The organism is Pseudomonas sp. Tof1 (genome assembly GCF_055390395.1).
This window is the reverse complement of record NZ_AP024344.1, coordinates 2,193,790-2,213,892: the sequence shown is the minus strand read 5'-3', so window position 1 is coordinate 2,213,892 and position 20,103 is coordinate 2,193,790. Positions and strand designations below refer to the sequence as shown.

General features: G+C 65.3%; 14 protein-coding genes, 3 tRNA genes and 2 pseudogenes. 7 read left to right on the top strand and 12 right to left on the bottom strand.

Features of this window, described 5'->3' with window-relative positions; genetic code table 11:
• Window positions 1-16 precede the first annotated feature (16 nt).
• The 3 genes from ACZ5KU_RS10270 to ACZ5KU_RS10260 are packed head-to-tail and all read right to left on the bottom strand — an operon-like array spanning window position 17 to window position 2,753.
• Window positions 17-895 carry a rhomboid family intramembrane serine protease gene (locus tag ACZ5KU_RS10270; RefSeq protein WP_464737094.1) on the bottom strand — a complete coding sequence of 293 codons (879 nt, stop codon included), beginning with the start codon at window positions 893-895 and terminating at the stop codon, window positions 17-19.
• Complete coding sequence (locus ACZ5KU_RS10265) at window positions 892-1,866, bottom strand: metallophosphoesterase (RefSeq protein ID WP_192842730.1); 975 nt, start codon at window positions 1,864-1,866, stop codon at window positions 892-894. Before ACZ5KU_RS10265 ends, ACZ5KU_RS10270 begins: the two co-directional genes overlap by 4 nt.
• Window positions 1,863-2,753: an NAD(+) kinase gene (locus ACZ5KU_RS10260; protein ID WP_054063812.1), complete on the bottom strand. Its 891-nt coding sequence runs from the start codon at window positions 2,751-2,753 to the stop codon at window positions 1,863-1,865. The genes ACZ5KU_RS10265 and ACZ5KU_RS10260 overlap by 4 nt, the downstream gene beginning before the upstream one ends.
• 106 nt (window positions 2,754-2,859) lie before the next feature.
• Here ACZ5KU_RS10260 and ACZ5KU_RS10255 point away from each other — a divergent pair, with 106 nt between their 5' ends.
• Window positions 2,860-3,810, top strand: a complete 951-nt coding sequence (locus ACZ5KU_RS10255; RefSeq protein ID WP_054063813.1) for a DUF1853 family protein — start codon at window positions 2,860-2,862, stop codon at window positions 3,808-3,810.
• 16 nt (window positions 3,811-3,826) lie between these two features.
• Here ACZ5KU_RS10255 and ACZ5KU_RS10250 read toward each other — a convergent pair whose 3' ends face one another.
• Window positions 3,827-5,110: an arsenic transporter gene (locus ACZ5KU_RS10250; RefSeq protein ID WP_054061558.1), complete on the bottom strand. Its 1,284-nt coding sequence runs from the start codon at window positions 5,108-5,110 to the stop codon at window positions 3,827-3,829.
• A gap of 285 nt (window positions 5,111-5,395) precedes the next feature.
• Here ACZ5KU_RS10250 and ACZ5KU_RS10245 point away from each other — a divergent pair, with 285 nt between their 5' ends.
• Window positions 5,396-5,947, top strand: coding sequence for a cytochrome b (locus ACZ5KU_RS10245; RefSeq protein WP_054061559.1), 552 nt, complete (start codon window positions 5,396-5,398; stop codon window positions 5,945-5,947).
• A gap of 180 nt (window positions 5,948-6,127) precedes the next feature.
• Here the strand turns inward: ACZ5KU_RS10245 and ACZ5KU_RS10240 are convergent, their stop codons facing one another.
• Both ACZ5KU_RS10240 and ACZ5KU_RS10235 read right to left on the bottom strand, forming a co-directional pair.
• Window positions 6,128-7,045, bottom strand: a complete 918-nt coding sequence (locus tag ACZ5KU_RS10240) for a 1-aminocyclopropane-1-carboxylate deaminase/D-cysteine desulfhydrase (RefSeq protein ID WP_464737093.1) — start codon at window positions 7,043-7,045, stop codon at window positions 6,128-6,130.
• 82 nt (window positions 7,046-7,127) lie between these two features.
• Window positions 7,128-9,164, bottom strand: a complete 2,037-nt coding sequence (locus ACZ5KU_RS10235; RefSeq protein WP_054061327.1) for an NADPH-dependent 2,4-dienoyl-CoA reductase — start codon at window positions 9,162-9,164, stop codon at window positions 7,128-7,130.
• A gap of 209 nt (window positions 9,165-9,373) precedes the next feature.
• Between ACZ5KU_RS10235 and ACZ5KU_RS10230 the strand changes: the two genes are divergently transcribed.
• From ACZ5KU_RS10230 to ACZ5KU_RS10220, 3 genes are all read left to right on the top strand, one after another.
• Complete coding sequence (locus tag ACZ5KU_RS10230; RefSeq protein WP_464737092.1) at window positions 9,374-10,513, top strand: nitrilase-related carbon-nitrogen hydrolase; 1,140 nt, start codon at window positions 9,374-9,376, stop codon at window positions 10,511-10,513.
• Window positions 10,510-11,550, top strand: coding sequence for an AraC family transcriptional regulator (locus ACZ5KU_RS10225; protein ID WP_464737091.1), 1,041 nt, complete (start codon window positions 10,510-10,512; stop codon window positions 11,548-11,550). The genes ACZ5KU_RS10230 and ACZ5KU_RS10225 overlap by 4 nt, the downstream gene beginning before the upstream one ends.
• Before the next feature lie 350 nt (window positions 11,551-11,900).
• Entirely contained in the window at window positions 11,901-12,938 is a 1,038-nt protein-coding gene (locus tag ACZ5KU_RS10220; RefSeq protein WP_054061443.1) for a transketolase-like TK C-terminal-containing protein, read from the top strand.
• 33 nt (window positions 12,939-12,971) lie between these two features.
• Here the strand turns inward: ACZ5KU_RS10220 and ACZ5KU_RS10215 are convergent, their stop codons facing one another.
• A complete protein-coding gene (locus ACZ5KU_RS10215; RefSeq protein WP_054061442.1) occupies window positions 12,972-13,442 on the bottom strand; it encodes a MarR family winged helix-turn-helix transcriptional regulator in 471 nt (156 codons plus the stop codon).
• 175 nt (window positions 13,443-13,617) lie between these two features.
• Here ACZ5KU_RS10215 and aceE point away from each other — a divergent pair.
• Window positions 13,618-16,295 (top strand): annotated as a pseudogene (gene aceE / locus ACZ5KU_RS10210) (pyruvate dehydrogenase (acetyl-transferring), homodimeric type).
• 9 nt (window positions 16,296-16,304) lie between these two features.
• Here the strand turns inward: aceE and ACZ5KU_RS10205 are convergent.
• Complete coding sequence (locus ACZ5KU_RS10205) at window positions 16,305-17,198, bottom strand: DUF2242 domain-containing protein (RefSeq protein WP_464737090.1); 894 nt, start codon at window positions 17,196-17,198, stop codon at window positions 16,305-16,307.
• A gap of 84 nt (window positions 17,199-17,282) precedes the next feature.
• Window positions 17,283-18,182 carry a LysR family transcriptional regulator gene (locus tag ACZ5KU_RS10200; RefSeq protein WP_464737089.1) on the bottom strand — a complete coding sequence of 300 codons (900 nt, stop codon included), beginning with the start codon at window positions 18,180-18,182 and terminating at the stop codon, window positions 17,283-17,285.
• Window positions 18,183-18,306: 124 nt separating this feature from the next.
• Here ACZ5KU_RS10200 and ACZ5KU_RS10195 point away from each other — a divergent pair.
• A pseudogene (locus ACZ5KU_RS10195) lies at window positions 18,307-19,500 on the top strand (MFS transporter).
• Between the two features lie 94 nt (window positions 19,501-19,594).
• Here the strand turns inward: ACZ5KU_RS10195 and ACZ5KU_RS10190 are convergent.
• The 3 genes from ACZ5KU_RS10190 to ACZ5KU_RS10180 all read right to left on the bottom strand — a co-directional run bounded on the left by ACZ5KU_RS10190 (window position 19,595) and on the right by ACZ5KU_RS10180 (window position 20,013).
• A tRNA-Asp gene (locus ACZ5KU_RS10190) sits at window positions 19,595-19,671 on the bottom strand.
• Between the two features lie 117 nt (window positions 19,672-19,788).
• Window positions 19,789-19,865, bottom strand: a tRNA-Asp gene (locus ACZ5KU_RS10185).
• A gap of 72 nt (window positions 19,866-19,937) precedes the next feature.
• Window positions 19,938-20,013: transfer RNA gene (locus ACZ5KU_RS10180), tRNA-Val, on the bottom strand.
• Window positions 20,014-20,103 lie beyond the last annotated feature (90 nt).

Here is a 20,103-nt window from a genome sequence, read left to right as displayed (position 1 = left end):
TTTCAAGACATTCGAATCAGGCGGCCAGTTTACGCCGGGACCACAGCCCACCCAACAGACCGGTGAAACATCCGATGAGCAGTCCACCGACGTGGGCGCCGTTGGCGATCTCGCCGAAACCGATGAGAGAGATCACTCCGGACAGGCACACCAGCAACCAGATCAGCATCATCGCCAGCACCCCGCGGGGCAACCGGTAGACCGGGTTGGGCGCCAGCCACTGGTAGATCCAGCAATGCCCGAGCAGGCCGTAGAGCACACCGGACAGGCCGCCGAACAGGGTCGGGCCACTGACGTAGTATTGGGCGAAGTTCGACACCAGGCTGAACAGCAGGGTCAACCCCAGCAGGTTGATGCCGCCCTGGCGCAGTTCGATGCGCTTGCCCAGTTCCCAGTACCACATGCCGTTCATGGCGATGTGCAGGAAACCGAAGTGCAGCAGCATCGGCGTCACCAGGCGCCACCACTGCCCCGCCGCCAGGCCATCGTCCAGGGGGGTGAACTGGATGTATTCGCCGCTCACGCGGAAATCGAGAAAGGTGAACCAGTGCAGCGTCGCCAGGCTGTCGCCCAGCCAGGTGATCGCACCGACCACCAGGGTCAGCAACAGCACCAGTGCGGTGACCGGGCTGCGCCGTACCTGTTGGGCCAGGCTCGGCCGAACGGGCGCCTGCGCCACGGGCAGTGACGGCACCTCCAGTTGATTGTGCGGATCGCCGTCGGGGAAGCGCTGATAAAGCGCCAGCACATCGGCACTGACCGACTCCGGCACCCACAGCACCTGCTCCCCGCGTTCCTCGTTGACCCGATGCGGCACCTGCAGGCGCTGCAGCAATTGCACGAAGCCGCTGAGATCGGTGCCCAGTGGCAGGCGCAGGACAGCGGTGGCGGTCATTTCGGAACCTCGGGGCGTTCGACGTCGACCCAGACGAACTTGTTCGGGTCGAGTCGGGTTTCCTGGTCCAGCCGATAGGCCGCCAGCTTGCCGTAGAGCACCGCGCTGTAGTCCAGGCAGGCCAGGTTGGGACGGATCGGCATCGGCCGGCCACTGCGCCAGTAGTGACCGACGAACAGCATCGGTTCCTCCAGGCCGTAGCGCAGCAAGGCGCTCTTCTCCCGCGGCGACAGCGGCTTGCGCGCCACCTGCTCGGGCAGGGCGTCGGGCTGGAAGACGATGTCGCCGTAGGTCTGCGGATCGTCCTCCCAGAACTTGGTGCGGAAGAACGCGCGGGTCAGGCCGTCGCCACCGGTCAGGGTCAGGCCGTCCGGCAGGCGCATGTCGGTGCCGCGCAGCAGGCGATCGAACACGGTGCAGGCAAAGCTGCCGGACACCGCCGACGCCTGGACGAAGTGCTCGTCGATGCGGCCGTGCGGATACTGCGCGCGCAGCGGCTCGATCAGCCCGCCGTCCCAGCAGGCATGGACGACGCGGAAACGCCCGGCATCGAGAAACAGCGGCAACTCATAGAACCAGCCGAGGAAATCGTGCCAGTCGGCCGGGTGCCCCTCGAACTGGGTCAGGGTCTCGTGCAGCAGCCGCGCATGGCGCGGCGTGTGCTCACGGACGAACTGCTTGCCACTCTCCGGCGGCGCCGGCGTGGTCCAGCCCAGGGCGTTGAACTCGTGGTTGCCCATGATGCACAGCGCCTGCCCGGCCTCGACCATGTCGTGGACGATGTGCAACGCCTCGCGAATGCGCGGGCCGCGGTCGATGATATCGCCGAGGAACACCGCCATGCGCGAGGCATGCCGCCAGACACCGCCCAGCTTGTGATAGCCGAGCATGTCCAGCAGATGTTCGAGAGTATGAGCGCAACCGTGCACATCACCGATCAGATCGTAGCCACGTGCGGGATCGAGCATCAGTCGCCTCCACCACCCAACCGGCTGCCCCAGCCGAGCTTGGTCCTGCAGACTTCGTAATAGTTGTGATCCAGCGGGTGGATCAGGCGCAGTTTCTGCGGCTTCTTGCTGATGGTCACCGTATCACCCGGCGCGCAGGTGAAATGGTTCTGGCCGTCGCAGGAGACTTGTGGGTAGATCTGCATGTCCCGGGATACCACGATTTTCAGTTCGCTGTTGCCATCCACCACGATGGGGCGGCTGGACAAGGTATGGGGGTACATCGGCACGATCACAATGGCATCGAGCTTGGGATGCATGATCGGGCCGCCGGCCGACAGCGCGTAGGCGGTGGAACCGGTAGGAGTGGCGACGATCAGGCCGTCGGCCTTCTGGCTGCAGACGAACTGGCCGTCGATGTACAGCTCGAACTCGATCATCCGCGTCGACTTGCCGGGGTGCAGCACCACATCGTTGAGCGCATCGCCCTGGCCGATGGCTTCCGCGTGGCGGCGCACCTCGGCCTGCAGCAGGAAGCGGTTCTCCACCAGGTAGTGGCCGTCGAGGACCTTGGCCACCTCGACCTCGAGGTCGTCCGGACGGATATCGGTGAGAAAGCCCAGGTTGCCGCGGTTGATCCCCAGCACCGGCACGTTGTGCCGCGCCAGCGCGCGGGCGGCGCCCAGCAGGCTGCCGTCGCCGCCGACGACGATGACCATGTCGCAGACCTCGCCGAGCATCTTCCGGGAAGACGTCTGCAGGCCGTGGCCCGGCAGCACTTCGGCGATGGTGTCCTCGAGGATCACATGCATGTGCCGCTCGAGCAGGAAACGCTTGAGACGGCGAACGGTATCCAGCACCTGCGAACTGCCCAGGCGGCCAATGATGCCGATATTGCGAAATTGCTCCATGGGGCTCCTGAAAAAGGTTCTGCGGCAGGCAAAAGAACGATTATGGGCGAAACCCGGTCCGAGACAAAATCCTTTCAGCCTCGAAGCAAACGGCTATGCTCGCAGAATGATCCTGTTTCCCGGCTTGCTCAACCTTCCCCGGCAGTTGCGCCACCCCGAAGTGCGCGACCTGGCCTGGGTCATCCTGGCGCCGCCGATGCTCCTCGACACGCCCTGGCCCCAGCGCCACCCGCTGGCCGGCAGCGACTGGGTGCAGTCGCCCGCACAGCTGGAACACTGGCTGCGCGAACTGGATCGCGACAGTGCCGGGCTGCAGCACTGGCTGGCCCAGGCCACCACCCGGCGACTGGGGCTGTACTACGAGCGGCTCTGGCAGTTCGCCGTGCGCCACGCGCCGGGTATCGAACTGATCGGTGCCAACCTGCCGATCCGCCGCGAAGGCCATACCCTGGGCGAACTCGACCTGCTGCTGCGCGACCGCGACGGCGTGCATCATCTGGAGCTGGCGATCAAGCTCTACCTGGGGCCGCAACAAGGCCGTGGCGAAGCGCCGGAGCGCTGGCTCGGCCCCGGCTGCCATGACCGCCTGGACCGCAAGCTGGCACACCTGAGCGAGCACCAGTTGCCGATCTCCGCCCGCCCGGAAAGCCGCGAAGCGCTGGCGGCGCTGGGAGTCGGGCACTTCAGTGCACAGCTGTGGCTCGGCGGTTATCTGCTGTATCCGTGGCCCGGCAATTCGTGTCCGCCGCGCGGGGTGCACCCACAGCATCTGCACGGGCGCTGGCTGCATCAGCGCGACTGGGCGGACTTTCGCGTGCAGAGCCCGCCAGGGCGCTGGCAGCCGCTGCCGCGCCACGCCTGGCTGGCTCCGGCGCACTACGGCGAGGAGCAGGCCTGGACCGAAGAGCGGCTGGATGACTGGCTGGACCAACTCGCCCCCCAGGCGCCGGCGCAACTGCTGGTACGCCTGACCCGCAATGGCGCGGGGGACTGGGAGGAAGCCGAGCGGCTGTTCCTGGTGGCCGATCTGTGGCCGAACGTGCCGGGGTCGGTTTGAGGGCCCTCGCGGCGATCTACACGGACAAGCGCAGGGCCAGCGCCGCCAGGGTCACCAGCAGCACCGGCAAGGTCAGCACGATCCCGACCCTGAAGTAGTACCCCCAGCCGATGCGAATATCCTTGCGCTCCAGCACATGCAGCCAGAGCAGGGTCGCCAGGCTGCCGATCGGGGTGATCTTCGGCCCCAGGTCGCTGCCGATGACGTTGGCATAGATCATCGCATCCTTGACCACCCCGCCGGCATGGCTGGCGTCGATGGACAGCGCGCCGATCAGCACGGTCGGCAGGTTGTTCATGATCGACGACAGAAACGCGGTCAGCAACCCGGTCCCCATGGCCGCACCCCAGACCCCGTGCTCGGCGAAACGGTCGAGCCAGCCGGCGAGATAGCCGGTCAACCCGGCATTGCGCAGGCCATACACCACCAGGTACATGCCCAGGGAGAAAATCACGATCTGCCACGGAGCCTCGCGCAACACCTTGCGCGTGGAGATCCGGTGGCCACGGGCGGCGATCCCCAGCAGCAGCGCGGCGCAGACCGCCGAAATGGCGCTGATGGGAATGCCCAGCGGCTCGAGGGCGAAACAGCCGACCAGCAGGATACCCAGCACCCACCAGCCGGCAATGAAGGTTGCCCGATCGTGGATCGCGCTGGTCGGAGCCTCCAGTTGCTCGGGGTCGTATCGCGCCGGGATGTCACGGCGGAAAAACACCATCAGCACCAGCAGCGTCGCCGCCACGCTGACCAGGTTCACCGGCACCATGACCGCCGCATAGGCGTTGAAACCGATGTGGAAATAGTCCGCCGAAACGATATTCACCAGGTTCGACACCACCAGCGGCAGGCTGGCGGTGTCGGCGATGAAGCCGGCGGCCATGACGAAGGCCAGGGTCGCCGCCTTGGAGAAACGCAACGCCAGCAGCATGGCGATGACGATCGGGGTGAGGATCAACGCCGCGCCATCGTTGGCGAACAACGCCGAGACCAGCGCCCCCAGCAGGACGAAGGCGGCGAACAGGCGGCGTCCGCTGCCCTGCCCCCAGCGGGCGACATGCAGCGCCGCCCAGGCGAAAAAGCCGGCCTCGTCGAGCAGCAGGCTGATAATGATCAGGGCGATGAAGGTCGCGGTGGCATTCCAGATGATTTGCCAGACCAGCGGGATATCGCTGAGTTGGACCACTCCACTGAGCAGGGCCAGCAGCGCACCGAGCATGGCGCTCCAGCCCACGCCGAGCCCCTTGGGCTGCCAGATCACCAGGGTAATGGTCAGCAGGAAAATCAGTACGGCTATCAGCATGAAAACAGGGTCCGTGGGTTCGGCGGGAGATTCGTGGAGGACGGTTCAGCAAACAGAGTGCCGGACCGGGGAGATAATTCCGCAGGCAGGCGATAAAACACCATCGCCTCTTCACGGGCAAGTCCGCGAAGGGAGCCACAGGGAAAAAGTCATTTTCATTCACGAAACTTCGCAACGCCCCTGCCAATCTGCCTCAGGCAAAGGGCACGAAAGCGTATTAGAGTGTAGGAACGACTCCGCCGCTCAAGAACGGAGCGTCACGCCCTGATGAGTGAGGAACAATCCATGCCCTGGAAGAACACCGACAGCCGCTACAGCAGCATGTCGATCGCCCTGCACTGGTTGATGCTGGTGCTACTGGTCATTGTCTATGGCTGCATCGAGTTTCGCGGCCAGTTTCCCAAAGGCAGTGGTGGCCGGGCGCTGATCGTCGAATTCCACTACATGCTCGGGCTGACCGTGTTCGCCCTGGTCTGGCTGCGGCTGGTGGCCCGGGCCATCGGCGTGGCGCCGAAGATCGTACCGAACCCGCCGACCTGGCAAAGGCTGCTGTCGAAGCTGATGCACATCGCGCTGTACCTGTTCATGATCGCCACGCCGCTGCTCGGCTGGCTGGTGGTCAGCGGCCTGGGTCACCAGGTGATGTTCTATGGCATCGACCTGCCGACCCTGATCGCCGAGAATCGCCCGCTGGCCAAGGAAATCAAGGGCTGGCACGAACTGGCCGGCACCCTGGGCTACTGGTTGATCGGTTTACACGCCCTGGCCGGGCTCTATCACCACTATGTGGTGCGCGATAACACCCTGGTGCGGATCATCCCCGGCCGCCCATCCTGAGGCACCGCGCCGGCGGCCGAGAGTGGGCCATGCATGGCCCGCCCTGAACGGCTCCACACCAAATTCATGGCCCACACGCACCTGTGGGAGCCCGGCTTGCCGGCGAAGAGGCCCTTGGATCGCCAGGAGGCTGGCAAGCCAGGCGCCTGCGGGTTCGCATGGCCCGTGGAGGGCGTGCCGCTACAGGATCAGACCCCGGCGGCCCTGCAGGCCACCGGTGTGTACGAAGACCAATCGCGTACCCGCAGCGAAGCGTGCGGCCTCCACCTGTTCCCGCAAGGCCAGCAGGGCCTTGCCTGTGTACAGGCACTCCAGCGGCACGCCGCCTTGTCGCTCGCTCTCGGCGACAAAGGCCTGCAGGTGCGGATCGACCCTGGCGAAACCGCCACGGCAGGCATCGACCAGTTCGTAGCCGCTGTCCGTCACACCGGCCTCGTCGAGGATCTTCGTCATCGAGGGCGCGACACCGTGGTCTGCCGGTACCGCCAGTGCGGCATGGACCCCTCGCCGGCCCGCCTCGGCCAGCACCAGTCCGGCGGCGGTGGTGCCGGTTCCGGCCGCCAGCCACCAGCCGTGGAAGTCATCCCAGCCGAGCCTTGGCAACTGTGCCTCGACCATGGCGGGCAGCACCGTGCAACCGCGCGCGCCCGCCAGTCCGCCGCCGCCCTCGGGCACCCCATGCAGATGCGGGTAACGGCTGCGCCAGGTCGTCCAGAAGTCCGGCGCATGGCGCTTGCGATAACCCTCGTAGCCGAGCCAGTGCAACTCCATGCCAAAGGCCTGGAGATCGAGCACCGTCGGGGTTTCGACTGGATGACCACGCAGCAGCCCGACGGTGGCAAAGCCCAAGCGCTTGCCGGCGGCGGCCAGGGCGTGCAGGTGGTTGGAGTGGGCGCCCCCCAGGCTGATCAGGCCTGTGGCATTGACCTGGCGGGCGGCGGCAATGTGCTCGGTGAGCTTGAACCACTTGTTGCCGCTGATCAGGGGATCGATCAGGTCCAGGCGCAAAACCGCCACCTCGACGCCGGCCCGGGCGAGCCAGTCGAGGTGAAGGGGTTCAAGTGGCGCGTGGGGACGCCAGTCGGGCGGAGGCAACATCGGGGGACCGCAACCTGGAAAACGGCGCCCAGTCTATCAAACTGCCCCCCCCTCTGAAGTCAATTGCGGGACACGGCCGGGATCAGAGTTCGGCGGCCAGGCGCGAACCCTGGTTGATCGCCCGCTTGGCATCCAGCTCGGCCGCAACATCCGCACCACCGACCAGATGCACGTTCTGCCCTGCTGCCACCAGGCCTTCCTGCAGCTCGCGCAGCGGGTCCTGACCGGCACAGATGACCACGTTGTCCACCGGCAGTACCTGCGGCTCGCCCTCGCCGATACGGATATGCAGGCCTTCGTCATCGATCTTCAGGTACTCGACGCTGTTGAGCATCTGCACCCGCTTGTTCTTCAGCCCGGTGCGATGAATCCAGCCGGTGGTCTTGCCCAGGCCATCACCGACCTTGGAAGCCTTGCGCTGCAACAGGAACACCTGGCGCGCCGGCGCATGAACCTCGGGCTTGATCCCGGCGATGCCGCCCCGTGCCTCGAGCCCGGTGTCGATCCCCCACTCGTGCCAGAACGCCTGGCGATCCTGGCTGGTGGCAACGCCCTGGTGCACGAGGAACTCCGAGACGTCGAAGCCGATGCCACCGGCGCCGATCACCGCCACCTTGTCGCCCACCGGCTTGCGCCCGAGCAGCACGTCCAGGTAGCTCAGCACCTTGGCATGCTCGACGCCCGGAATGGCCGGCACCCGCGGGCTGATGCCGGTCGCGAGGATGATCTCGTCATAACCGCCGGCCACCAGTTGCGCGACGTCCACGCGGGTGTCCAGGCACAGTTCGACATGGGTGGTCTGCAGCTTGCGCTTGAAGTAGCGCAGGGTTTCGTAGAACTCCTCCTTGCCGGGCACGCGCTTGGCGACGTTGAACTGGCCGCCGATTTCGCCGGCCGCATCGAACAGCGTCACCTGGTGCCCACGTTCGGCCGCCACGGTGGCCGCCGCCAGGCCGGCCGGGCCGGCGCCGACCACGGCGATCTTCTTGATCTGCCTGACCGGCAGGTAGTTCAGCTCGGTCTCATGGCAGGCCCGCGGATTGACCAGGCACGAGGTCAGTTTGCCGCCAAAGGTGTGGTCCAGGCAGGCCTGGTTGCAGCCGATGCAGGTGTTGATCTCGTCGGCACGCCCGGCAGCGGCCTTGTTGACGAAGTCCGGGTCGGCCAGAAATGGCCGGGCCATCGACACCATGTCGGCATCGCCCTCGGCCAGCACCTGCTCGGCGACTTCCGGGGTATTGATGCGGTTGGTGGTGATCAGCGGGATCGACACCGAGCCGCGCAGCTTGGCCGTGACCTTGGTGAACGCGGCACGCGGGACCTTGGTGGCAATGGTCGGGATCCGTGCCTCGTGCCAGCCGATCCCGGTATTGATGAGCGTCGCACCGGCGCCTTCGATGGCCTTGGCCAATTGCACGATCTCGTCCCAGGTGCTGCCGCCTTCCACCAGGTCGAGCATCGACAGGCGGAAGATGATGATGAAATCGGTACCGACCGCCTCGCGCACCCGCCGCACGATTTCCACCGGCAGGCGCATGCGGTTCTCGTAGCTGCCGCCCCAGCGGTCGGTGCGGTGGTTGGTATGGGCCGCCAGGAACTGGTTGATGAAGTAGCCTTCCGACCCCATGATCTCGACGCCGTCGTAACCGGCGGACTGCGCCAGGCTCGAGCAGGTGACGAAATCGGCGATCTGCTTCTCGATGCCCGCCTCATCCAGTTCCCTGGGCTTGAACGGGTTGATCGGTGCCTGGATCGCGCTCGGCGCCACCTGTTTCGGGCTGTAGGCATAACGCCCGGCGTGAAGGATCTGCATGCAGATCTTGCCGCCCGCCTCGTGCACCGCGCGGGTGACGATGCGGTGCTGCTCCGCCTCCTCGCGGGTGGTCAGCCGGGCCGCCCCGGAGTAGACCCCACCCTCCTCGTTCGGCGCGATGCCGCCGGTGACCATCAGGCCGACACCGCCACGGGCGCGTTCGGCGAAATAGGCCGCCATGCGCTCGAAACCACCGGGTTTTTCCTCAAGGCCGGTGTGCATGGACCCCATCAGGGTGCGGTTGCGCAGGGTGGTGAAACCCAGGTCGAGCGGGGCCAGCAGGTGCGGGTACGAAGTGGCGGTCATGGCAAACTCCAGGACAGGCTAGATCACGGAATGCGGGGGCTCTGTGGCTCCCGTCTGATGTATGACTGGCACATTAAAGAGCCGTCGAGGGCGGCTCAATGATCGAAACTGACAAGTTATTGATCCAAATGCGCAGCCCTGCTTGGCAACTGCCGCCATCAGCCCTACCCTAGTCGATGAATTCCGCCCACGGCCGCCAGCTTTACCCCATGCGCAAATTTTTCGTCGGTACCCTTCTCGTGGCCCTGATCGCCGCACTGACCAGCTACGGCCTCTGGACCAGGCAACGCAGCAGCGGCCACTACCTGTCCGACCTGCGGATCCGGCTCACGCTGAACCAGGGCGTGCCCGGCGAGCATGGCAACCTGCTGGGCATCCAGCCGGAACTGTTCCCCAGCGACTACCAGAGCCTGCCTCGCCTGCACCGCAAGCTCGCCGCCTACCTGCAACAGGCGCGCAGCCTGGGCCTGCTCAACGCCAAGACCGTGGTGGTATTGCCCGAGCATGTCGGTACCTGGCTGGTGCTGCGTGGAGAAAAGGACGACCTGTTCCAGGCCCTCGACCAGCAGGAAGCCATGAACTGGCTGATGGTCAGCAACCCGCTGAAATTCACTGGCACGCTGTTCAAGGCCAAGGGCCGCAGCCGCCCGGACGATGCCCGGCTGCGCATGAAGGCCAAGGCCATGGCCAGCGACTACCAGGCGCTGTTCGGCGGCCTGGCGAAGGAATTCGGGGTGACCCTGGTGGCCGGCACCATCCTGCTGCCCACTCCGTTCGTCGAGCAGGGCACGCTGAAATTCGGTCGCGGCTCGCTGTACAACGCCAGCCTGACCTTCGGCGCCGATGGCCTGCCCCTCGGCCAGCCACAACGCCAGCTGTACCCGACCTTCGAACAGCGCGGCTACGTGCTGGGCGCCGCCGACCAGGGGATGAACGTCGTCGACACCCCGGCCGGCCGCCTGGGCATTCTCATCGGCAGCGACAGCTGGTACCCGAACGCCTACAGCCAGCTCGACGCCCTGGGGGTCAAGCTGATCGCGGTACCGGCCTATGTCGCCGGCAAGGGTAGCTGGGACCGGCCCTGGCGTGGTTTCAGAAGTGCCGTCACCCCGCCCGAGATCAGCCTGCGCCCCGGTGAACTCAGCGAGGGCGAGGCCTGGCACCGCCTGACCCTGATCGGTCGGCCCGCGGCCAGCCAGTCCATCGCCGGCATCAGTGTGTTCCTGCGTGGGCAGCTCTGGGACCAGCGCAGCTCGGGGCAGAGTTTCATCAGCTATAACGGACAGACCTTCACCCAGGACGACGCTGCCGGTCGCGGTGCCCGCCTGATCAACCTGTGGTTGCCATGAAGCCGGTCGCCATGCGCCTCGGCGACCTGTCGGTGGGCTTCGTCCACAGCCTCGCCGACGCGGTGCGCGAGCTGGGCCGCGGCCCCGGCGAGTTGCTGGAACAATATGGCCTGGACCCGGCCCGCCTGGCCGAGCCCGGTGCCCGGCTGTCGATCCCGCGCTACATGCGTCTGGGCCACGCCGCCATCCAGCTCACCGGCAACCCGGCACTGGGCCTGCACATGGGTCGCCTGAGCCGCCTGAGCCAGGCCGGCCTGGCCGGCATCACCGCGGCCCAGGCGCCGACCGTGCGCGAGGCGGCCCGCACCCTCACCCGTTTCGAACCGCTCTACGGTTCCAACTACCGCGGCCAGTCGAGTTTCCACGAGGATGCCGAGGGTGCCTGGCTGCGTTTCTATTCCATCAGCCCGTACAACGCCTATAACCGCTTCGTGGTCGACTCGATCATCGCCGGCTGGCTGAAACAGCTGTCCAGCGTCGCCGGCCAGCCCTTGCGGGCCGCACGGATCGACATTGAATTCGGCGCCCCCGACTACGCCGCCGAGTACCACCTGCTCGGCGAGTGCCCGCTGCAGTTCGGCGCCGACATCAACCAGCTACGCCTGGACCAGGCCAGCCTCGGCCTGCGCAATCCGGAACATTGCCCGAGCACCTGGCGACAGCTGCTGCAACTGTGCGAACGGGAACTGGAGCAATTGACCCGCACCCGCAGCCTGCGTGAACGCATCACCCGGTTGCTGGGGCCGTTGCTCAATGGTGGCCGGGAACCCGACCTGGAAGAAGTGGCGGCACGCCTGAAGCTGCCGACCTGGACCTTGCGGCGCAAGCTGGCCGAGGAAGGCACGCAATTTCGCGCGATTCTCAACGATACCCGCCGCGACCTGGCGATGACCTACATCCGCGATACGGAACTGGCCTTTGGCGAAATCGCCTACCTGCTCGGCTTTGCCTCGGCCGAAGCCTTTCAGCGTGCCTTCAAGCGCTGGAACGGCCAGACGCCCGGCGAGTTCCGCCGCAGCCAGCGACATTCCGCCTGAGCAAAAAAAAACGCCACCGTTTACAGCTCGGTAGCGTCGTCTGCCGGTTCGACAGGGTCCATCTCGAAAGCGTGGAATTCCAGCAGTTCTTCTTGATAGTCATCCATTGTGAAGCTCCTTGTATTCGCAGGTAAAAGCGCTTGTATTACCGACCCGCCGGGCCAGCATAAGTTGCCCGTATGAAGAAAAAATGAAGCGCTCCCTTACCAGACGAACTCCTCCCTGAAAAAACTAGCAGATGGGTCAGGTTTTTTTCCAGTCATTTTTCATTCATGACACACTTGATTGCATTTGCAATCAAATGCACAACTGCCTTAGGGTAGAAGGCCCTCCTCCAGGCAGCCCCGAACATGAATGCACTACCCAGCACCACCGAGACCGCCCGTGCCTGTATCGAGGCATTGCAGGCCCTGCCCCAGGTCGGCGGCTCACCGCTGTCCAGCGTGCTGGAGATCGCCGACCGGCTGGAGCATGACCTCGCCGTACCGCAGCGGGCCTGGGTGATCCGCAACCACCGACACCCCGCGGCGACACCGTCGTCCCGGATCAGCGGCTGGTCGATCCGCTTTTCCCGCCAGCACGCTGAAAGGCCCCTGCTGTACCTGCTCAGTGTGGAGCATTCCGCCGGGCTCTGCGCGGTGGCCGAGGAAACCCGGCAGCGCGGCATCTTCTGCAACGATATCGAGACCCTGCCCTCGCGCTGGCCCAAGGGCGCGCAGCCTTCGCTGCCGTTGTGGCTGGCGGGCAATCCGCGCTGCCAGCCGTTCGATCCGGCGTCTGCGGCCGAGGCCAGGGCGATCGTGCTCGGCGCCCTGCAACGGCTGTATGTCGAGGGGGATCCGGGTTTCTACTACCTGGCATTGCATGATCGCGAACAGGGGTCGGCGCTGACACCAGAGCAGGCACGGGATGCGTTCAACGGCATGTATTGCCTGGGCGAACGGCATTCTGCGCAGATCCGCCTGCTTGGCGCGGGTCGCGCACTTGAAGAAGTGTTGGCGGCCGCCCGCCTGCTGGAGCAGGACTGGGGCGTGACGGCACAGGTCTGGAGTTGCCCCAGCTATACCCGCCTGGCTCGCGATGCCAGTCGTGCCGAGCGCTGGAACCGCCTGCATCCGAGCGCCCGGAAGCGGCGCTCGCACCTGGCGGACTGCCTGGGAGACAGCAAGGCTCCGGTGATTGCGGTGACCGGTTATCCGCAGACCGTGGTTGCGCCGTTGGCCGGGCCTATCGGCGTGCGCTTCGTTGGGCTCGGCGCGGGATCGGTCGGGCCGGGGGCGCCGGATCGATACTGGATCACCGCCCTGGCCCTCGGGGCGCTGGCGGATGAGCACCAGGTGACCGCGCAGATCGTCAGGCAGGCGCATGGGCGTTATGGGTTGGGTTGACTGTGGGGGCCGCTATCGCCAGCAAGCCGATGCTCAGGCCTTGCCGCGCTTGCGCGACGCGCTACCGGCACTGCGCGCCAGCTCGGCGGTACGCTCCAGCGCATCGGCAAAGCCACGGCGCTGACCATCGTCGAGTTGCGACAGAAACAACTCGGCCACTGCCTCCTCGTAGATCGCCCACATGCGTTTGCGCAGCACCCGCCCCGACTCGGTAATCGATGCCAGGGCCCCACGCCCATCGCCCTCGGAACGCGAGCGCTGCACCAGGCCATCCTTCTCCAGCCGGTCGACCAGCCGCGTGAGGTTATAGCGCTCGATGGCCATGACATCCGCCAGCTCATGCATCCGCCGGCTGCCATCCGGGCCGCTCTCCAGCCCCCACAGGGCGTCGTACCAGGCATAGGGCGGCAGCCCGGCCTCGGCCAGGCGCCGCTCTATCTCACGGATGACCGTGCGGTGAGCCCGGACAAAGCGAAACCATACATCGGGCTCGTTGGAAGCCATGAATACCCTCCGGGGAAATCAGGAAGGTTGCAATGGTAGCGCATGGCGGGATAAATTCGGACATGTAGTTGCAATTGCAATAATTTACGGCGACAGCGCGACACCACCCACCCGGTTCGAGCGTCACCTGCGCGCCGCCATCACGCTGCCCATCGGCAGCCTCCAGGAGCCCGGCATGACTCACCCCAACGCCCTGATTCTCGACGACGACCCACAGGAAACCCGCGAGTGGCTCGAATCGATCGAGTCCGTCCTGTCCACCGAGGGTCGCCCTCGCGCGCACTACCTGATCGACCAGTTGCTGGATTTCGATGTCGCCCGTCATGGCGACTTCCACGGCCGGGTCACCACCCCTACGTCAACACCATCAGCCCCGAGCGGCAGAAACCCTACCCCGGCAACCTGGCCATCGAGCGCCGGCTGAATGCCTACATCCGCTGGAACGCGATGGCCATGGTGCTGCGCGCCGGCAAGCATTCGGGCGTAGGCGGCCATATCGCCACCTACGCTTCGGCGGCGGTGCTATACGACGTCGGCTTCGATCACTTCTTCCGTGGCCGCACCGACAGCTTCGACGGCGACCTGATCTATATCCAGGGCCACTCTTCGCCAGGCATCTATGGCCGTGCCTACCTCGAAGGCCGGATCAGCGAAGCCCAGCTCGACAACTTCCGCCGCGAAGTCGGTGGCGACGGCCTGTCGAGCTATCCGCACCCGCGGCTGATGCCGGACTTCTGGCAGTTCCCCACCGTGTCCATGGGCCTCGGCCCGATCACTGCGGCCTACCAGGCGCGTTTCATGCGCTACCTGGAATATCGCGACCTCAAGCCGCACCAGGGGCGCAAGGTCTGGGCCTTCCTCGGCGATGGCGAGATGGACCAGCCGGAATCCCTGGCGGCGATCTCCCTGGCCGGGCGGGAAAAGCTCGACAACCTGATTTTCGTCGTCAACTGCAACCTGCAGCGCCTGGACGGCCCGGTACGCGGCAACGCCAAGGTGATCCAGGAATTCGAAAGCCTGTACCGCGCCGCCGGCTGGAACGTGATCAAGGTGATCTGGGGCAGCGGCTGGGATGCACTGCTGGAGAAGGACCGCAGCGGCCTGCTGCGCCAGCGCATGATGGAATGCGTGGACGGCGAGTACCAGAACTACAAGTCGCAGGACGGCGCCTATGTGCGCGAACACTTCTTCGGCAAGTACCCGGCACTGCTGGAACTGGTGGCCGACCTGAGCGACGACGAGATCTGGAAACTCTCCCGTGGCGGCCACGACCCGGAGAAAGTCTACAACGCCTACGCCGCCGCGATGCGCCACAGCGGCCAGCCGACGGTGATCCTCGCCAAGACGGTCAAGGGCTTCGGCATGGGTGAAGCCGGTGAAGGCCAGAACATCAACCATCAGTTGAAGAAAATGGACCTGGACGCGGTCAAGGCCTTTCGCGACCGCTTTGGCCTGGAGGTCTCGGACGAACAACTGGCCGAGGAAATCCCCTACCTCAAGCCGCCGGTCGACAGCGAGGAAGCCCGCTACTTCGCCGCCCGCCGGCAGCAGCTCGGCGGTTACCTGCCGGCCCGCAGTTCGCGGTGCGAAAGCCTGCCGATTCCGCCGCTGGACAGTTTCGAGGCGCAGTTGAAAGGCACCGGCGAACGCGCGATCTCCACCACCATGGCCTTCGTGCGCATCCTCGGCACCCTGCTCAAGGACCGGCAGATCGGCAGGCTGGTGGTACCGATCGTGCCGGACGAGTCACGCACCTTCGGCATGGAAAGCCTGTTCCGCCAGATCGGCATCCACTCGGCCGTAGGCCAGCTCTACACCCCGCAGGATGCCGGGCAGTTGAGCTATTACAAGGAAAGTCGCGACGGCCAGATTCTCCAGGAAGGCCTCAACGAGTCCGGCGGCATTTCCTCGTGGATCGCCGCCAGCACGTCCTACAGCAACCACGGCCTGATGACCGTGCCGTTCTACATCTACTACTCGATGTTCGGTTTCCAGCGGGTCGGTGACCTGGCCTGGGCCGCCGGTGATGCCCGGGCGCGCGGTTTCCTGCTCGGCGCCACCTCGGGCCGCACCACGCTGATGGGCGAAGGCCTGCAGCACGACGACGGCCACAGCCACGTGCTGTCCGCGACGATCCCCTGCTGCGTCTCCTATGACCCGACCTTCGCCTTCGAACTGGCGGTGATCATCCGCGAAGGCATGCGGCGCATGTACGTCGAGCAGGAAGATATCTACTACTACATCACCCTGCTCAACGAGAACTACCCGCACCCGGCGATGCCCGAGGGCATCGAGGACGGCATTCTCAAGGGGCTCTACCTGCTCGAACGTGGCGCCGAACCGGTCGACGGGCAGCCCCGCGTGCAGTTGATGGGCAGCGGTTCGATCCTGCGCGAAGTGCTCGCCGCGGCCCAGTTGCTGCGCAGCGATTTCGGCGTGACCTGCGATGTATGGAGCGCCACCAGCCTGACCGAGCTACGACGCGAAGGGCATGCGGTGGAACGCTGGAACCTGCTGCACCCGCAGGAGGAACCGCGCAGCAGCTACGTGGAAAGCTGCCTGGGCGGGCACGAGGGACCGCTGGTGGTGGCGACGGACTACATGAAGATCTTCGCCGACCAGATTCGCCCGTTCGTCAACGACCGGCGTTTCGTCGCCCTGGGCACCGACGGTTTCGGCCAGTCGGATACCCGCGAGGCCCTGCGGCAGTTCTTCGAGGTGGATCGCCACTTCATCGTTCTCGCTGCGCTCAAGGCCCTGGCCGATGACGGGCAGGTTCCGCGCAGCAGCGTGGCGCAGGCTATCAGCCGCTACGGAATCGAGGTCGACAAACCCGATCCCGCGGCGATCTGAAGCGACGCCTCACTGGGCCGGCGCAGCCGGCTCGGTGGTGGCCGGCGTGGTGGCCGGAGCGGACTCGGTGGCCGGCGGCGTCGTTGCCGGCTGGACCGGTTTTTCATTGGCCGGTGCAGATTCGGCTGGGGCTGCCGGTGTGGCAGGCGCGGCTTCCGGCAGCGGCTTGATCTGCTCTGGAACGGCTGGAGCGGTCAAGGCAGGCGCGGCGGGGCTTGGCTCTACATGGGCAGGTTCTGTATGAGCCGGTGCCGCATGGGCCGGCTCGGCCGCCTTGGCCGGTTCCGGCGCCGCTTCAGGCCGGGTCGCCGCGGCACTCTCCGGCACGCCGAGATCGGCCTTGGGTTTCTCGTCGGTGTGCTGCTCCTTCTTCACCTCGGGCGGCAGGAACAGCTCCACCAGGTTGAAGAAGCGGTCATAGAAGGTCGCCGAGGACACCGTCTCACTGGCCACCTTGACCATCGAATCATCCGTCGAGCCGATCGGCATCGACACCGAACCCAGCACACCCACACCCAGGCTCGCCGAGTTGTTGAGCTTCTTCAGCGCGTAACGGTCCTGCAGGGCATTGGCGAACACCGTCGAACGCTTGCCACTGCTGCCATCGGCCGCACAGACGATGCTGAAACTGATCTGCAGGTGGGTATCGCCGGTCTGCTGGAAACTCTTGTTGCCGGTGATCAGCTTGGGGTCGGTGCTGGTGATGATATAGCCCTGGCTGAGCAAGGCGCGTCGGGCCGCCTCGCAGGAGGCCTTCTCGTTCACCGAGTAGTTGCGCGAGAAGGTTCCGGAATCGTCGAAATTCTCATGTTCATAAACGGCGGTCTTGGGCGAGGAGCAACCTGCGGCGCCCACCAGCACCAGGGCCAATGCCAGGGTACGCAAGTGGAATGATGTCGACATTGATAATCCTGAGTAAAACGGTCCGGGGCGTATTGTGCATCAGATCGCCATTCCAGAGCGCGCGCTTTTAGTGTCTTAAATACCTTACGACAGCGATTTTTCAGGAAAAAGACCTTCGCTCAGGTGGTCGATCAGTACCCGCAGTTTTGCAGAGGCATGACGACTTGACGGCCAGAGCATCCAGAAAGTTCCGCTGTGCTCCAGGTAATCGTCAAGCACCCGCACCAATCGTCCCTCGGCCACCGCCTCGTGGATCATGTAGTCCGGCAGGCAGGCGATCCCCAATCCTTGCTGGGCCACGTAACCCAGCACCTCGATCGGCGAGGAGATCATCAGCGTCTTCATCGCCGGCTCCGCCTCGCCCGGAGCCAGGCGCAGCGGCCAGGGTTCCAGCTTGCCGGTGGCGCAGAACTTGTGCCGCAGGCTGGCATGCCCGGCCAGGTCGGCCGGCACCCGTGGCGTGCCGTGCTGGCGAAAATAGTCGGGCGCCCCCACCAGTGTCAGCTGGTAGCGCCCCAGGGCGCGGGACATCAATCGCGAGTCCTGGGGCTGGCCGGTGCGCACCACGGCATCGAAGCCCTCCTCGATCACGTCCACCATGCGATCGGACAGGTCGACTTCCAGCTCGATCTGCGGGTAACGCCGCATGAACGCCACCAGCACCGGCATCACCAGCTCGCGCGACTGCGGCAGGCTGATGCGCAGCTTGCCATGGGGCTCGCGGGTGGTGTCGATCAGTTCCTGCTCGGCGGCCTCGGCCTCGGCCAGGATCCGCCGGCTGCGTTCCAGGAACAGTGCGCCCTCGGCAGTGAGCGTGATACTGCGGGTACTGCGGTGAAACAGCCGCACACCGAGCCGGGCTTCAAGACGGGCAATGCTTTTGCCCACCGCCGAGGAGGACACCCCGAGCACCCGGCCCGCCTCGGTGAAACTGCGGGTGTCGGCAACCTGCACGAACACCGAAATACTGCCCAGGCTATCCATCGTCTGGCTCTCCAGGATTACGGACATCAACGTCCGATAAGTTTGGAACTCTAGCCTGTTTTTCTCCCTGGCGCCGTTCTCTAACCTCGCAGCCTTGTCTCGCCCATCACCGACAAGGACTCCCATGAACACACAGCGCTGTAGCGCCACCTCTTCGGCAGAAACCGACCGCCTGCCGCTTTCCGGGCTGCTGGCCCTGGCCGCGGCCGGTTTCATCACCATCCTCACCGAGGCGCTGCCGGCCGGACTGCTGCCGCAGATGAGCACTGACCTGGGCGTCAGCCAGGCGCTGGTCGGACAATTGATCACCGCCTACGCCCTCGGCTCGCTGCTCGCCGCCATTCCCCTGACCCTGCTGACCCAGGGTTGGCGGCGTCGGCCGCTGTTGCTCGGCGCTGTCGCCGGCTTTGCGCTGGTCAATGCGGTCACCGCGGTGTCGAGCCACTACTGGCTGACGCTGCTCGCCCGGTGGCTGGCCGGAGTGTTTGCCGGGCTGCTGTGGGCATTGCTGGCCGGTTATGCCAGCCGCATGGTGGCCAGCCACCTGCAAGGCCGGGCAATCGCCATCGCCATGCTCGGAGCGCCCTTGGCCCTGTCCCTGGGCATTCCCCTCGGCACCTTCCTCGGCAACAGCTTCGGCTAGCGCCTGAGCTTCGCGATCATGAGCGCGATGACCCTGCTGCTGATCGGCTGGGTCCGCTGGCAGGTGCCGGACTTCGCCGGGCAGAGCGCCAACCGACGCCTGCCGCTGCTGAAGGTGGCCAGCCTGCCCGGCGTGCAGGCGGTGTTGCTGGTGACCTTCCTCTACGTGCTGGGACACAACATCCTGTACACCTACATCGCGCCGTTCCTGGCACCGGCTGGCCTGGTCGAACGGGTTGACCAGGTGCTGCTGGTATTCGGCCTCGCCGCCCTGCTCGGCATCTGGGGGACCGGCCTGCTGATCGATCGCTGGCTGCGGCAACTGACGCTGATCAGTTGCATGCTGTTCGGCGGCTCGGCCGTGGCACTGGGATTATGGAATGCCTCGGCCATCCCGATTCATGTCGCTGTCGCGGTCTGGGGGTTGTCCTTCGGTGGCTTGCCGGCGCTGCTGCAGACCGCCCTGGCGAAAACAGCCGCAGAAGCCGCCGACATCGCGCAATCGATGCTGGTCACGGTGTGGAACCTGGCAATTGCCGGTGGCGCCATGAGTGGCGCGTTGGCGCTCAATGGACTGGGCGTGCAGGCCCTGCCGTGGATAGTGGCCGGCTTGCTGGCCGTGGCGTTACTGACGACCGCCCAGGCCCGGCGCAGTGGCTTCCCCGCCAGTGGCTGAAGCGTCGAAGGCGTTCTCGCAGGCAAAAAAAAGCCCCGATAAATCGGGGCTTCTTCTTTCGCTTCGAGGAGTTCAAGGGCCTCGAAGCCTTGTATGGCGCAGCGGACGGGACTCGAACCCGCGACCCCCGGCGTGACAGGCCGGTATTCTAACCGACTGAACTACCGCTGCGTATCGCTCGGACTTGCGTCCGTTTGAAACTTTCAAACCCGTGACAAGGAAAGCTTCGGTACCTTCCCTGTCGCAGATCGTTCGTTTGCTTACCAAACAATCGATCTGTACAAAATATGGCGCAGCGGACGGGACTCGAACCCGCGACCCCCGGCGTGACAGGCCGGTATTCTAACCGACTGAACTACCGCTGCGCGTCGGTTGGAGGTTCTTCACAGAACTTCCGATTCTCTTGCGAGATGCTTTCTTGCGAAAGACTCGAGAAGTGGTGGGTGATGACGGGATCGAACCGCCGACCCTCTGCTTGTAAGGCAGATGCTCTCCCGGCTGAGCTAATCACCCTTTGCTTCGTCGAGGCCGCGAAATTTACGCAGGTAGAGAACCTAAGTCAATAGCCTGCTTGAAGTTTTTCTGAAAAAGACACATTCATGT